Origin of the sequence: Variovorax sp. YR216 (assembly GCF_900107745.1) — a bacterium.
Classification (GTDB): domain Bacteria; phylum Pseudomonadota; class Gammaproteobacteria; order Burkholderiales; family Burkholderiaceae_C; genus Variovorax.
In genome coordinates this window covers 31,322-45,511 of the sequence record NZ_FNRO01000021.1, presented here as the reverse complement: position 1 = coordinate 45,511, position 14,190 = coordinate 31,322, and the positions used below count along the sequence as shown (strand labels likewise).

Below are 14,190 nucleotides of genomic sequence, written 5' to 3'. Positions count from 1 at the left end.
AGGAAGGGCTCAGGGCGTGACGATGTTGAAAGCCGGCTTGAAGGTGGACAGCATGCCGAGCAGTTCGGTCAGCTTGCCGGCATTGCCTTCGACGCGGATGTCGCCCTGCCTGAGCGCAGTAGCGAAGTCGAGCTGCCGCAGGCTGATGCGGTCGAGCACGGACTTGTTCATGCGCACCGAGACGTCGGACTTCGCGTGCTGCGTGCCCTCGCGTTGCGTGAGCACGCCATTGCGCAAGGTCAGCGCGAACGACTGGTGGACATCGTCGAAGCGCCAGTTGAGCGTCATGTCGTGTCCCTGTGCCTTCTCGGTGTCGAGCCGCACCGCCAGGAAGTCGAAGAACATCGCCGGCGTCGCGGCCTTGACGAGGTCTTCGGTCGCGCGTGTCGCCAGTTCCGGCACGCCTTGCCGCAGGTCGCTGGCGCCCGAGAGGTACATGTTGCGCCAGGTGGCCGCCTCGCTCTGGTAGGCGAGCTGCTCGAGCGCTTCGGCCTGCGCCTCGCGCGCTTCCTTGTTGTCAGGCTCGGCAAAGACGAGGTGATTGCCGATCTGCGCCGCCCAGCGGTAATCGCCCTTGGCGATGGCGTCGCGCACCAGCGCGAGCACCGATGCCGACCCGCCCATCGCGGCGACGTAGCGCCTGGCCGAATCGACGGGCGGCAACGGGTCCAGGTTGGCCGGGTTGGCGTCGTAGAAGCCCAGATAGCGCTGGTAGACCGCTCGCACATTGAAGCTGAGCACGCCGTAATAGCCGCGGGCGTACCACTTCTTGTCCAGCTCGCCCGGCAGCTTCTGGATCGCCTCGGCGATTTCGTTCGGCGTCAGCCCCTTGTTCATCAGGTGCAGCGTGCGGTCGTTGATGAACGCGTACATGTCGCGCTGATCGGCCAACAGCGTGCGGATGCCCTCCCCTCCCCAGGTGGGCCAGCCGTGCTGCGCGAACAGCACCTCGGCCTTGTCGCCATAGCGCACCAGACTGTCGTCGAGGTAGCGCGACCAGCCCTTGGCATCGCGCACCAGCGCGCCGCGCGGCGTGAGAACGTTGTGCATCGTCCGCGCTACGTTCTCGGCCATGCACAGGGCCCGCAGCGTGGGCAGGTAGAGGTTCATCTCCGAAGGCGCCTCGGTGTCCGGAGTGAGCTGGAACTCGATGCGCACGCCGTCGACGACATGCGTCTCGAAGTCCTTCGCGATGAGGTTCGTCGGCGGGATCAAGGTGATCGTCGCACTGCGCGGCGCACCCTTGCCAAGCCCCGCGTCGATCTGGCCAAGTGCGCCGCGCGGCAGAGTCGAGCCGCCCTGATACATGCCGCGGCGGAACATGGCGGTGCCGGCGAACAGGTTCTCGCTGATCGCATGCCCCAGGAAGCCTGCGGGCGCGTAGATCTTCACCTTGCCGGCCTTCACGTCGGCTTCGTCGACCACACCGCGCACGCCGCCGAAGTGATCGACGTGGCTGTGCGTGTAGATCACGGCGACCACTGGTGCGGCCGGACGGTACTTCCGGTACAACGCGAGCGCGGCGCGCGCCGTCTCGGTGCTCATCAGCGGATCGATGACGATCAACCCGCGGTCGCCCTCGATCACCGTCATGTTGGCGAGGTCCATGCCGCGGAGCTGGTAGACCCGGTCGGTCACCTTGAAAAGGCCGGCGTTCGAATTGAGCTGCGCGTGCCGCCAGAGGCTCGGATTCACGGTGGCCGGCGCGGTGTCATCGAGCAGGAAGTCGTAGGCGTGCGAGTCCCACACGACCTCGCCGTTGGCGTTCCTGATCTTTCCCTCGAATGGCGCAATCAGGCCGCGTCGCGCCGCTTCGAAATCGGCACGGTCGCCAAATGGCAACTGCTGGAGCACCGCGGCGTTGCGCGAGGCCGTCGCCGCACTCGCGGCCTTGGCGGACGACGCGGATGCGCCATCGACCGGCGCGGCGCGGATGGAATGGAAGGCCAGCGCGAATGCGATCGCGGCCGCCACGGGCGTGAGTTGCCTGTTCATCATTGCTGCCGCTTGAAGTTCTGCAGGAAGTCCTGCACGAGGTTCGACCGATCGAAAGACTTCGCGGTCTGCACCGGCGGATACTCGGCCAACGTCTTCAGGTGCGCACCGATCAGCTCGCCCATCGGCCCGGAGATCCATGAATTCTTCTGAACCAGATGGCCGTACGAGTCCTTGCTGGCGTAGCTCTCGAAAGGATCGCTGCGCAGGTTGAACATCAACGGTGCGAACAGCGGCTGCACGGGCGAGTAGTAGTCCTCCTTGGTCGAGAAGTGCAGCTTCCACGGGCCCATGCGCACCGCCGTCAGCTTGCTCTCGATGTAGTAGAGGAAGCTGTTGCGCGCACTCTCGGGCGACTTGCCGGTCCAGTAGTCGAGGTTGTTCACACCGTCGATGTACTGTTTCTTCTCCAGCTTGACCTGCTCGGCCACGTCGGGCACGCCTGCCGCGGCGGCGAAGGTCGTAAACATGTCCTGATGTGCCTGGATGCCGTTCTTGATCTGGCCAGGCTTGACCAGGACCGGCCAGCGCAGCATCGAGATCACGCGCACGCCGCCCTCGTAGGTCGTCATCTTCTCGCCGCGGAATGGCGTGGTCGCGCCGTCCGGCCACGACGAGTGCTCGGGCCCGTTGTCGGTGGAGTACCAGACGATGGTGTTCTTGTCGAGGCCACTCTTCTTGAGGTAGTCGAGCACCAGACCGATGTCGTGATCGTGCTGGAGCATGCCGCTGCCGTGCAGGTCGCCCTCGTGCGTGTACTTCGCGGCCGCATAGCGCCACTTCTCGTTGAGGTGGGTGTACATGTGCATGCGGGTCGTGTTGAGCCAGACGAAGAAAGGCTTGTCCGCCTTCTTCGATTGCTCCATGAAGTCGATCGACCGGGGGATCAGTTCCTCCGCATCGAAATCTTCCATGCGTTTCATCGTGAGCGGCCCGGTGTCCTCGATGGTCTGCCTGCCGACGCGGCCGAAGCGCGGGTCTACCGTTGCATCGTCCTGGGCGGTCGCGACCGTGTGCAGAACGCCGCGCGTCGCGAATTTTTGTGCGTAGGCCTTGGGGCCGCCGGGGTACTTGTTGGCGTATGCCTTGTAGTCCAGGTACTCGTGCTGCTCCTCGGTGTTCAGGTGGTAGAGGTTGCCGTAGAACTCGTCGAAGCCATGCACGGTCGGCAGATTGGCGTTGTTGTCGCCCAAGTGGTTCTTGCCGAACTGACCGGTGCGATAGCCAACCTTCTTCAAGACCTCGGCCAGGCTGGGCGAGGCGGCCTGGATGCCGAGCTTGTCGCCAGGCTGGCCGACCGTTGTCATGCCCGAGCGGATTGGGTACTGCCCGGTGATGAAGGCCGCGCGGCCGGCCGTGCATGAGGGCTGGCCATAGTGGTCGGTGAAGCGGATGCCCTCCATGCCGATGCTGTCGATGTTCGGCGTGGTGTAGCCCATGGTGCCCATGCCGTAGGCACTCACGTTCTGCCAGCCGACATCGTCGCCCCAGATGACGAGGATGTTGGGCTGCCTCGCGGGCTGCGCCGTCGCCAGCGCCGGCCCCATGAGCGCAACGACCACGCCGGCTGCGTGCAGTGCCCGCCTGATGCTGTTGACCATGAACTGTCTCCTTATCGTGGGCCGGGTGCCTCGTCCGGCCGGCTTCGTACGTCCTACAGAGTCGAGCAGAGATGCCCGCCATCGATCGGCACGCAGGCACCCGTCATCCACGCGCCTGCATCGGTCGCCATCAACAGCAGCAAGCCATTGAGCTCTTCGGGCTTGCCGAGGCGGCGCATCGGAATGCGCTGGATCAGCGCCTTGCCCTGTTCCGTCTCCCACATGCCATCGGTCATCTCGGTGCCGATGTAGCCCGGCTCGATCGCGTTGACGCGGATGCCGTGCTCCGCCCATTCGAGCGCCAGGCTCTTCGTCATGTGCACCACCGCCGCCTTGGAGATCGAATACGGCGTGACTCTGTGCTTGACGCGCTCGCCCTGGATCGAAGCAATGTTGACGATCGAACCGCCGCGGCCCGCTTCCTTCCACCGCCGCGCGGCTCGCAGGGCGACCAGAAAGGCGCCGCGCACATTGGTGGTCATCACCGCATCGAAGTCCTTCGTCGACACCGTGAGCGCCTCGCCCGCGGTGCCGATGCCGGCGTTGTTGACGACGACGTCGAGCAGGTCGCCCGACGCGTCGATCGCGGCGAAGGCATCCGCGATCGATGCTTCCGAAGCGACGTCCATCTCCACGACCGTCACCTGCGGCGAGCCGAGGCGGCCGAGTTCGTCGGCCAGCGCGTCGAGGCGCGCCTTGCGCCGCGCCGCGATCACCACCTTGGCCCCGCAGCCGGCGGCCAGCCGCGCGAAGTTCTCACCGAGCCCCGACGAGGCGCCGGTCACCAGCACCCGCTTGCCCGCGAGCATTGCGCCGAGATCCATGTCTGCTTCCTTCCTTACTGCTCGACAGGCACGGAAGCCGCTACCTTGCGGGCGGTTGCCTTCTTCACAGCGACAACCGGCCTCCTGGCGGCCGGCTTGATCGGCGCGGCCGCGACCTTCTTCGCCGGCAATTTCCTGGCCGGTGTCTTCTTCGCAGCGGTCTTCCTGCCATCGGCAGCCTTCAAGGCCGGCAGCGCCGTTGCCGCGACAGCGGCGGCGGCGGCCCTCGTCTCCTCGAACGACTCGCGTAGGCAGTTCGCGAGAAACTCCGGGTCCGGCACCACGTTGGGCGCACTCGTGAGCGAAATGAACACCTTGCCGCAGTAGCTGGTCGGATTCCAGATCAGCGACATGCCGTCCGTCACCGGTCCCACACCGCCCCAGTGGATGAGCTTGGCGCCCAGCATGTACAGGGGCGCGTTCGGTCCCGGCACGTTGGTCACCAGGCAGTTGTGAAGCACCAGTGGCCCCTTGCCGCCCGACCCGGTCGCCGCCGCGAGCCGGCCCGCCAGCCCGAGCGTCGCGGGCGGCGCGAACTTCTGGATGTCCGTGAGCTGCTTGGCGCCGATCGCCTTCTGCATTTCCTTCGATTCGACAGTCGCCGCGTGCACCGCCTCGAGGCGGGCGATGGGGTCCTCGATGTCTGTGCCCATCGGAAAGCGCAGCATCGCGATGGTGTTGCCGGCGGCGGTTTCCTTCGCGCCCTCCTCCCGCGTGTTCACCGGTGCCATCGTCCACATCGAACGTTCCGGCAACTCGCCCTTCGACGCCAGGTAGCGGCGCATCGCGCCGCCGATGATCCCGATCAGCGCATCGTTGACGGTGGCTCCCGGCACCACACTCTTGATCTTCTTGACCTCGGCGAGGTCGAAGGTCACCGAATCCCACACACGATTCGCCACCACGTCGGCGTTGAAGCGGGTCTGGGGCGCGGTCAGTTCAGTGCCCTTGCCGAGCTGCAGCAGTGTGCCCATGCGCGCCAAGGTCGCGCGCGACAGGACCTGCGCCAACGGGGCAGCCATACGGCTGAGCCCCAAGAGGTTGTCGACGAAGGCCCGGCTCAATGTGTCGACGACCTTCAAGCTGGCGGACTGCGACGGCACCGGATGGGCCGGATCGACCACGGGCTGCCGGCCACCCGCTGCGCGCTGGACTTCGTGAAGCGCCCAGGTTAGCTCCACGGCCGCCATGCCGTCCATCGCCGCGTGGTGGATCTTGCTCAACACCGCGAAGCTGCCTTTCGGGATGCCTTCGATGTTGTCGAGGCCCTCGATGACGTACATCTCCCACGGCGCCCGCGCAAGGTCGATCGAGCGCGCATGGATGCGCGACACCATGATGCAGAACTGCCGCCAGTCACCGGGCTTGGGCAGCGCGAAGTGCCGCACGTGGAAGTCGATGTCGAACAGCTCATCATCGACCCAGAAGGGATAGCCCAGGCCGTAGGGCACCTGGACGATCCTGCGGCGAAGCACGGGCGATGCATCGAGGCGGCTTTCGATGTGGCGGACGATCTCGCGAAAGCCGAGCGTCTTGCCGCCGAGGGGCGACTGGTCGTAGATGTAAAGCATCATGCCGTGCGAGGCGGCATGCGGCTGGTCGACGTGCAGGAACATGGCGTCCTGGCCGGAGAGCTTGTCGTTCATGGTTGCTTGGGTCTGGGGGTGTTCTTCGGCATGTAGCGTAGGTCTCGGGCGCCTTGCCTGTTCCACCCCCTTTTGGGTGGGTTTCCTGCGATCCGCGCGCATCCGCAACAACGGCTCCCCCCCAAAAAGGAAGGGAGGTGGCGGGGCCGCTTGCCCCTATGGTCGGTGCAACCTCACTCCCTTCACGACCGTTGCACAGATCAATGAGACCCACACAAGCAAGGAACGGCACACCAGGTTCTCCCTGGTGGGAGCAACTGCCGGACGACTTCCGCGGACATATCGGCGACACGGAACTCGACGCCAGCCATTGGCTGCAGGTGCAGAGCGTCGCCGCGCTCGAGCGGTTCGTTCGCGTCCCGTTGGCGACCGCGGTGGCCACGGCGATGACGACGTCGCTGTCAGAGCCGGGCCGCGTCGCCCGGGAGTTCGAGGCGTTGCGCTTCTACGAGCCGCTGGCGCGCGCGGGCGACGCCACGCGTGTGTTCGTTGCGCCACCGAAGGACGTTCCGATCGAGGCACGCCCCCTCTGCTCGACATGGTGGCGGGGCACAGAGATCAAGCGCCGCGAGCTGCGCTTCACGAGTCCTTTCGTTCCGTTGAACCCCGCTGCAGCGCCGGGCTTTGCGCGTCTGAAGCGCAATGCCGTCTCGCATGCGGAGCATTGGTGCCATGGCGACACGCCGCGGCCGACGTTGATCGTGCTTCATGGCTTCGCAGCCGACATGCCATGGGTGAACGCGAGCGCACTGGCGCTGCATTCGCTCTACCACGCCGGGCACGACATCCTGCTCTTCACCTTCCCGCACCACGGCCCTCGCGCAGAACCCTGCGCGCCGTTCCGGGGCTACGGCGTGTTCGGCAACGGGTTGCTGCACTTCAACGAAGTGACCTTGCAGGCGATTCACGACCTGCGCGTGTTCATCGACCTGTTTCGTTCGCGCGGGGTCGAGCGGATCGGCGCCGCCGGCATCTCGCTCGGCGGATATACGGCAGCACTGCTGGCGAGCGTCGACGACCGGCTGGATTACTGCATTCCCGTGGTGCCCGGGGTGAGCCCGATCGACGCGTTCCTCGATTGGCAGCCCACCGGCATGCTGCTGTCGAGCCTGATGCGAAGCCAGGGTGTGGGTGTGGCCGAGATGCGAGGGCTCGTCGCGGTCCACAACCCCCTCAGCTACGAATCACCGATGGCGGGTGAACGGGTCCTGATCATCGGCGGCGCGGGTGACATTGTCACGAGGCCTCGCCATGTCGAGCTGCTGCACCACCACTGGCCGCGCAGCACCATGCACTGGTTCGCAGGCAGCCACCTGCTGCACCTCGGACGCGACGACTACCTACGGCGTATGCGGGTGCATATCGATCGGTGGAGCCAGCAGTAGCCAGATCCCACTATCTCGGCATCTAGCACCTGACGCCAGCCGGTCTGCATCATTTCGTCTCACGCGTCGGGCAAGGAGTTCTTTCTGAAAGCACGGGGATCCGCCTGATGTCGAAATTGAAGTCGTCCGAGCAACTTCGCAGCGATCCTCCCTACGACGGGAATACTCGCGCAAGCGGCCGTTGGCATATGGCCGGTTGCTCCAGTTCGACAAGCTCACCCAGATGTCTGCAAGGGGCACGAAGGAGCAGTTCCGCACTGCCCTCCCGGTCGACTGCTGTCGCTGCACACCTGCAGAACGAGGGTCGCCCTCGGAGGGCAGAGTAGGACCCCCTGCCGTCTCTCGACTCTTCGACCTGAACTTCCGCTCCGCAGTGCGAAAGTAGCCCTTCACGCTCTCCCGTTCAAACTTCCGCAGGTGGGCTGCGAGCGGAACTCAGCATGTCTAGGTATGTCTCTCGAGAGTCGAGGTCGAGCCTCGACTGCCGTCAGGGCAGATGGATGAATCAGCCGGCCTGACACCATCTTCACCTGGCTCAAACCAGGCTGCGTCCGATGATGAGCTTCTGAATGTGGCTCGTGCCCTCATAAATCTTGGTGACGCGCACGTCCCGGTAATAGCGCTCCACCGGGAAGTCGTTGAGATAGCCATAGCCACCGTGGATCTGCAGGGCATCGGAGCAGACCTTCTCGGCCATCTCGCTGGCAAACAGCTTGGCCATCGCGGCCTCCTTCGCGCAAGGGATTCCTGCCTCGCACAGGCGCGCCGCGTGCAGCATGAACTGATGCGCCACCTCGACCTGGGTCGCCATGTCGGCGAGATCGAAGCTGACGCCCTGCAGCCTGATGATGGGCGCGCCGTAGGCCTCGCGCTCCTTGGCGTACTTCACCGCCGCATCGAGCGCGGCGCGCGCGGTGCCGATGGCCACGGCTGCGATGGCCACGCGCCCTTCAGAGAGCGAGGCCATGATGCGCCTGTAGCCCGAGCCCTCCTCGCCGACGATGTCCTCCACCGGCACGCGGCAGTCGTCGAGCTGAATCTGCGCCACGTGCGCGGAGCGCTGTCCGAGCTTGTGCTCCACGCGCGCAACCTTGTAGCCCGCGGCCTTGCCGTCGACGATCAGCAGGCTGCTGCCGTTTTTTCCCGAGGCCTTGTCGGTCACAGCCAGCGCCAGCCCTACGGCGGCCTCGCTGCCGTTGGAGATGAACTGCTTGCTGCCGTTGAGCACGTAGTGCGATCCCTCTCGCCGCGCGAAGGTGCGAAAGGCCGCCGTGTCGGAGCCGGCGTGCGGCTCGCTCAACAGGAAGGCGCCGATATGCTCACCGGTTGCGAGCCTGCCGAGATACTTGCGCTTCTGTGCCTCGGTCCCGGCCTTCGAGATCGTGAATCCAACCGAGTTGTGCACGTGCATCAGCGTCGCGAAGCCGGCATCGGCCGCGGCGAATTCCTCGATCGCCAGGCAGTACTCGACAAAGCTCGCACCCGAGCCGCCATAGACCTCGGGCGTAAGCATGCCCATGAAGCCGAGTTCGCCAACGGTCTTCAGTTCATCGCGCGGCCAGGCGCCGGTGCGGTCACGTTCGGCAGCGGTAAGCGCCACGACTTCCTGCGCCACCTTGCGGGCGCTGTCGCGGATCATGGTTTCCTGTTCGCTCAGGAAGGCGGAAGAGGTATCTGTCATGGGATGTCCAAAAAGGGGTTCTGCGTGTGCGGAGGGAGCCACCTGTCCTGTCTCAAGGCTGGACCACCGTAGCTGCGCACCCTTCGCCAGTAAGGGTCTCCGGATGACTTGGCGCACGACTTGCAGAGACATCCCGCAGCAGGAAGTGCGACAGCGCGGGAATGAGCACCAGTGCGCCCAGCATGTTCCAGAGGAACATGAACGTGAGCAGGATCCCCATGTCCGCCTGGAACTTGATCGGCGACCACGCCCAAGTGAACACGCCCGCCGCCAGGGTCACGCCCACCAATGCCACCACCTTGCCGGTGAAGCGCAAGGCGTCGCGGTAGGCCTCGGCCAGCGTGCAACCCGCGCGCTGCCGCGCCAGCTGGATGCTCAGCAGGTACAGCGCGTAGTCCACGCCGATGCCCACCCCCAGGGCGATCACAGGCAGCGTTGCGACTTTCACGCCCATGCCCAGCATCACCATCAGCGCCTCGCACAGGACGGACGTGAGAGCCAGCGGCAGCACCGCCACCACCACCGCACGCCAGGACCGGAAAGTGATGAAGCACAGCACGATCACGGCCGCATACACGTAAATGAGCATGCTCACGTTGGCCTGCTTGACCACGATGTTGGTCGCGGCCTCGATGCCGGCGCTGCCGGCTGCAAGAAGGAACTGGTGTTCCGGCGTACTGTGCGCCTCGGCGAAGGTCCCGGCCGCTTTCACCATGCGCTCCAGCGTGTCGGCCTTGTGGTCGGCCAGGTAGGCGATCACCGGCATTACCGAGCATTCGGTGTTGAACAGCTCGGGGTTGCTCGTGATGGCCGTGCGCGCGGCGTAGTTCAGCACATCCTGGTTGGGAGAGATGCTCATCCACTTTGGGTTGCCCTCGTAGGAGCCGGCGGTGATCTTGCGCACCGCGTCGGCGAGCGACACCGTGCTCCGTACGCCCGGCACCTGTTGCAGTGCCCAGCCGAGGCGGTCGGCTTCCATCAGCGTCTGGTAGGTCAGGCAGCCTTCGGGGGGTGTCTTGACGATCACCGCGAACTGATCGCTCGACAAGGAGTACTTGCCGTTGATGTAGGCGTTGTCGAGGTTGTAGCGCGAATGGGGGCGCAGCTCGGACGCGCCCGGGTCGAGGTCGCCCACGCGCAGGTGCGTGCTGACGGCAAACCCGGCCACGGCCAGCACGGCTGCCACAGCAAGCGCTGTCGAGGCCCAGCGCCGCTCTGCAAACCGCTCCAGCCATCGCCACATGCCGCCCGTTTCGCGCTGCTCGGCACGCAGGCTGCGCTCGGCCGCCTTCGGGCTGACGCCGGTGTAGGACAGCATCACGGGCAGCAGCACCAGGTTGGTGACCACCAGGAGCGCCACGCCGAGGCTGGCCGTGATCGCGAGCTCCTGGATCACCGGGATGTCGATCAGCATCAGTACCGCGAAGCCCACCGCATCGGCCACGAGTGCCGTGAGGCCCGCTAAGAACAGGCGCCGGAAGGTGTAGCGTGCCGCCACCAGGCGATGCGTGCCGCGTGCCACGTCCTGCATGATGCCGTTCATCTTCTGCGCGCCATGGCTCACGCCGATGGCAAACACGAGAAAGGGCACCAGGATCGAATACGGGTCGAGCTCGTAGCCCAGCACCGTGACCAACCCGAGCTGCCACAGCACTGCCACCAGCGAGCAACCCAGCACCAGCGCCGTGCTGCGCACGCAGCGCGTCCAGCCGTAGAGGATGGCGGCGGCAATCGCGGCCGCGACGGCAAAGTACCCCATCACCTGCGTGAGACCGTCAAGCAGATCACCCACGACCTTGGCGAAGCCGACGATCCGGATGTCTACGTCGGCGCCGCCCGCCTGCGCGAAGCGGCCGCGGATGTCCTCCAGCCGCTGCGAGAGCGCCTGGTAGTCCAGAGGCGCACCGGTGCGTAGGTCCTTGTCGAGCAGCGGCACGAAGATCATGCTGGAACGCCAGTCGGTCCCCACCAGGCTGCCCAGGATCTGCGCGCGGGCGATGTTCTGCCGCAGCTGTTCGGTGCTGGCGGGGGAGCCGTCGTAGCGGTCGGGCATCACCGGCGCACCGGTGAAGCCTTCCTCAGTCACCTCGTTCCAGCGCACCACCGGCATCCATAGCGACTTCACGTTGGCGCGGTCCACCCCCGGTGTAAGGAAGAGCTCGTCGTTGATCTGCTTGAGCGCCTGCAGGTAGGCCGGCTCGAAGATGTCGCCGCGCTTGTTCTCGACCACCACGCGGACGGCATTGCCCAGCCCCTTGAGCTCGGCGCGGTTGTCCAGGAAGTTGCGGATGTAGGGCTGGTGATGAGGAATGGTCTTCTCGAAGGCCGCGTTGAGCGTGAGCCGGGTCGCCTGCCAGCCCAGCAGCACCGTGGCCAGCACGCACAGCGCGACCACCATCAGGCGGTGATTGAAGATGAGCCGCTCGAAGAGGCTTCCGCTGCGCGAGTCGAAGTCTTTCAGGTCCCGGATCACCGGCATGGCCTGGATGTTGTTGTCACTGAGCACGACTTGCCTCCTTGTTTTTCAGCCATTCCATGCGCACGCCGTCCGGTCCTCCCAGGGCCACGGCCTGGGTGGTGGAAGCGGCGAGCGCAAACACGGGTGCGACGCGACCCAGCGCCACGCGATCGAAGCTGGCACCGTCGTCCGTGCTGCGCAGCAGTTGTCCGGCCTGGCTGGCCAGCAGGATCGAACCGTCACTGCGCGCCGTGCCGCCGGCGAGGCCCGCGTTCACGCCGGTGTTTGTTCGCGTCCAGCTCGCGCCGCCGTCGGTACTGCGCCAGGCGTTACCGCGGAGACCGAACACCATCACCATCTGCGGCGTGCCGAGAACGCCGAACAGGGTTCCCTTGTAGGGAAGCGGCACGCGGACGAACCGACCCCTCTCGCGGTCGAGCTTGAGCGTCAGGCCCTGCTCACCCACCATGAAGAGCGTGCCTGCGGCGGGCCGCATGGCATACAGGTGCAGGGCGTCGGGGTTGTCGACGCGATCCAGCCACGGCGTCCAGCGCTGGCCACCGTCTTCGGTGCGCAGGATCAGGTTGAAGGCGCCGATGGCGAAGCCCTCCCGCTCGTTCTCGAAATAGATGTCGAGGAAAGGCTTGTCCGCGCCTTGGGCGGCGAAAGTGGCTGCGTCGCGCGCGAGGCGTTCGGCCGAGGCATCGGCGGGCTGCGAAGGTTGCCCGTACTGGTGCACCACCAGTTGGGCGGCCCGCTGACCGTCGAGTTGCAGTTGCCAGGTCGCGCCGCCGTCGGCACTGTGAAGGATCACGCCCTCATGGCCGGCGGCCCAGCCCTGGCGGGCATCGACGAAGAAGATGGCGGTGAGGTCCGAACTGACAGGCACCGCCGCTTGCGTCCAGGTCTTGCCCTCGTCGTCGGAGAACAGGATGTGGCCGCGTTGGCCGGCGGATACCAGGCGCGTGCCGGCCATGGCCAGGGCATTGACGGGGGCGCGGCCGGCCAGGGCGCTGGGGGCCGAAGGCAGAGTCAAGGGCGACTGGAAGGCCGGCTGGCTCATGGCCGTGCCCGCGAGCACGGCCATGCCAGCGAGCGACCATCGAAGCAGTCTGAGGATGTGCAACGACATGGGTTGCTCCGAGAAGAGAAGACGGGGGCGACGGCGCAGGTGGTCCGGCCGTGCTCCCGGATGAAATCGGTAAGGGCACGGACGCACCGTGCCCCGCAAACTCAGCGGACCCCTTGGGACGCCAGGGCGTCGGAAGTCCACATCGAATCGGACTGCAGGGTGTTGAGCACCTTGATGCCGTTGGCACCCGGCCACTGGTTGATGTAGTAGGTACCGGCGATCAGGTCATAGTGGCCCGACACCGCATTGCTCGGCACCGCCGACTCGTAGTGCTGCGTGAGGTAGGCGAAGCCCGGGCGCCAGAGCTGGCCGCGCCCGTCGTACTGGTCGGAGGCCAGGATCATCCAGCTGTCCTCGTCCACATAGAAGGTGCGACGCGAATAAATGTGGCGCGCGCCCTCCTTCAGCGTAGCTTCCACCACCCACATGCGGTGCAGCTCCCAGCGCACGAAGTCCGGATTGATGAACTTGGCCTTGAACAAGTCCTCCGGCTTGTCGTGATAGACAAAGCGATAGTCGTTGTAGGGAACGTAGATCTCCTTCTTGCCCACGAGCTTGAAGTTGAAGCGATCCTGGCTGCCGTTGAAGAGGTAGATGTCATCGATGGTCGACATGCCTCCGGTGCTCGAGTTGGGCGTGTCGTAAGCGAGGTCGGGTGCCAGGCGAACGCGGCGCTGACCGGGCAGGTACTGGTAGGCGCGCCGACCCTTGCCTTCATCGACGAAGTCGTTGGTCATCACCGCCTCCCCCGCCCGGCGGGCGGGCCCTGTGTAGTTGGCCTTGGCGCGCGTGAAGAGGGTCGGATACGCAGCGTTGCTGTCGTCGTAGAAGGGAAGCTCCACCGTCCACACGCCCTGCGTGCTCAACACCAGCTTGCCTGCGGCATCGACGTTGTAGGCCGAGTATTTCGGCATGACAGTGGACACGCCTTGCCACCGGGCAATGTGATTGAACATCACCTCATTGCCGTTCTTCGGAATGGGAAAAGGAATGCCGCCGCGCGCGCCGGTCAGGCCCAGGCCGTTGTCCGAGAGCTTGCCGCGCGTGGCGTTCTTGACCGTGTTCTCCAGAACAGAAGCCGGATACGCGACCGTGCGGTGCGTCGGATACACGTCGACGCGGAAGTCGGCGTTGGCCTTCATCAGCGCCTTGGTCCCCTCGGTGAGCTTGTCGGCAAACTTGTCGACGTTCTTCGCGTCGATCTGCACCAGCGGCTTCTCGCTGGCAAACGGATCGGGGCGAACCCCCTTGTCCTTGTCGTAGCCTGCGGGCGGCGTGGTGAGCCCGCCCGTGTAGGCAGGAATGGTGCCGTCCTTGTTGCCGGCCTTCTCGGCGCCGACCTCGGTGAGTTCGGCGCCCAGCTTCTTGGCTTCGTCCGCGGACACCGCCGCGAGGGCCGCACCCAACGGCGCGGACAGCAACCCCGCGCAGACCCATGCTGTGGTCAGTTTCTTCATGCTCGATGTCT

9 protein-coding genes are annotated in these 14,190 nt (G+C 65.6%); 1 reads left to right on the top strand and 8 read right to left on the bottom strand.

Features of this window, described 5'->3' with window-relative positions:
• Positions 1–9 precede the first annotated feature (9 nt).
• The 4 genes from BLW05_RS30990 to BLW05_RS30975 are packed head-to-tail and all read right to left on the bottom strand — an operon-like array spanning position 10 to position 6,066.
• Entirely contained in the window at positions 10–1,995 is a 1,986-nt protein-coding gene (locus BLW05_RS30990) for an alkyl/aryl-sulfatase (protein WP_371126993.1), read from the bottom strand.
• Positions 1,995–3,596 carry an arylsulfatase gene (locus BLW05_RS30985; protein WP_093167916.1) on the bottom strand — a complete coding sequence of 534 codons (1,602 nt, stop codon included), beginning with the start codon at positions 3,594–3,596 and terminating at the stop codon, positions 1,995–1,997. The genes BLW05_RS30990 and BLW05_RS30985 overlap by 1 nt, the downstream gene beginning before the upstream one ends.
• Before the next feature lie 53 nt (positions 3,597–3,649).
• Positions 3,650–4,420, bottom strand: a complete 771-nt coding sequence (locus BLW05_RS30980) for an SDR family NAD(P)-dependent oxidoreductase (RefSeq protein WP_093167914.1) — start codon at positions 4,418–4,420, stop codon at positions 3,650–3,652.
• A 14-nt stretch (positions 4,421–4,434) separates the two neighbouring features.
• Positions 4,435–6,066, bottom strand: a complete 1,632-nt coding sequence (locus tag BLW05_RS30975) for a wax ester/triacylglycerol synthase family O-acyltransferase (RefSeq protein WP_093167912.1) — start codon at positions 6,064–6,066, stop codon at positions 4,435–4,437.
• A 203-nt stretch (positions 6,067–6,269) separates the two neighbouring features.
• On the opposite strand from BLW05_RS30975, the gene BLW05_RS30970 reads away from it, so the two are divergent.
• Positions 6,270–7,451 carry an alpha/beta hydrolase family protein gene (locus BLW05_RS30970; RefSeq protein WP_093167910.1) on the top strand — a complete coding sequence of 394 codons (1,182 nt, stop codon included), beginning with the start codon at positions 6,270–6,272 and terminating at the stop codon, positions 7,449–7,451.
• A gap of 535 nt (positions 7,452–7,986) precedes the next feature.
• Here BLW05_RS30970 and BLW05_RS30965 read toward each other — a convergent pair.
• The 4 genes from BLW05_RS30965 to BLW05_RS30950 all read right to left on the bottom strand — a co-directional run bounded on the left by BLW05_RS30965 (position 7,987) and on the right by BLW05_RS30950 (position 14,179).
• Entirely contained in the window at positions 7,987–9,132 is a 1,146-nt protein-coding gene (locus BLW05_RS30965) for an acyl-CoA dehydrogenase family protein (RefSeq protein WP_093167908.1), read from the bottom strand.
• Positions 9,133–9,184: 52 nt separating this feature from the next.
• On the bottom strand, positions 9,185–11,611 hold the full coding sequence (locus BLW05_RS30960) for an efflux RND transporter permease subunit (protein ID WP_093168017.1): 2,427 nt from the start codon (positions 11,609–11,611) through the stop codon (positions 9,185–9,187).
• A gap of 16 nt (positions 11,612–11,627) precedes the next feature.
• The gene (locus BLW05_RS30955) at positions 11,628–12,677 is read right to left on the bottom strand and encodes a WD40/YVTN/BNR-like repeat-containing protein (RefSeq protein WP_218135249.1); all 1,050 of its coding nucleotides are present in this window, start codon (positions 12,675–12,677) and stop codon (positions 11,628–11,630) included.
• A 146-nt stretch (positions 12,678–12,823) separates the two neighbouring features.
• Positions 12,824–14,179 carry a DUF1329 domain-containing protein gene (locus tag BLW05_RS30950; RefSeq protein ID WP_093167904.1) on the bottom strand — a complete coding sequence of 452 codons (1,356 nt, stop codon included), beginning with the start codon at positions 14,177–14,179 and terminating at the stop codon, positions 12,824–12,826.
• Between the last annotated feature and the right edge of the window lie 11 nt (positions 14,180–14,190).

Bases quoted from the DNA above. Each gene is read 5' to 3' on its own strand.
- BLW05_RS30990 (WP_371126993.1), bottom strand. From the start codon at position 1,995: ATGAACAGGCAACTCACGCCCGTGGCGGCCGCGATCGCATTCGCGCTG.
- BLW05_RS30985 (WP_093167916.1), bottom strand. From the start codon at position 3,596: ATGGTCAACAGCATCAGGCGGGCACTGCACGCAGCCGGCGTGGTCGTT.
- BLW05_RS30980 (WP_093167914.1), bottom strand. From the start codon at position 4,420: ATGGATCTCGGCGCAATGCTCGCGGGCAAGCGGGTGCTGGTGACCGGC.
- BLW05_RS30975 (WP_093167912.1), bottom strand. From the start codon at position 6,066: ATGAACGACAAGCTCTCCGGCCAGGACGCCATGTTCCTGCACGTCGAC.
- BLW05_RS30970 (WP_093167910.1), top strand. From the start codon at position 6,270: ATGAGACCCACACAAGCAAGGAACGGCACACCAGGTTCTCCCTGGTGG.
- BLW05_RS30965 (WP_093167908.1), bottom strand. From the start codon at position 9,132: ATGACAGATACCTCTTCCGCCTTCCTGAGCGAACAGGAAACCATGATC.
- BLW05_RS30960 (WP_093168017.1), bottom strand. From the start codon at position 11,611: ATGCCGGTGATCCGGGACCTGAAAGACTTCGACTCGCGCAGCGGAAGC.
- BLW05_RS30955 (WP_218135249.1), bottom strand. From the start codon at position 12,677: ATGGCCGTGCTCGCGGGCACGGCCATGAGCCAGCCGGCCTTCCAGTCG.
- BLW05_RS30950 (WP_093167904.1), bottom strand. From the start codon at position 14,179: ATGAAGAAACTGACCACAGCATGGGTCTGCGCGGGGTTGCTGTCCGCG.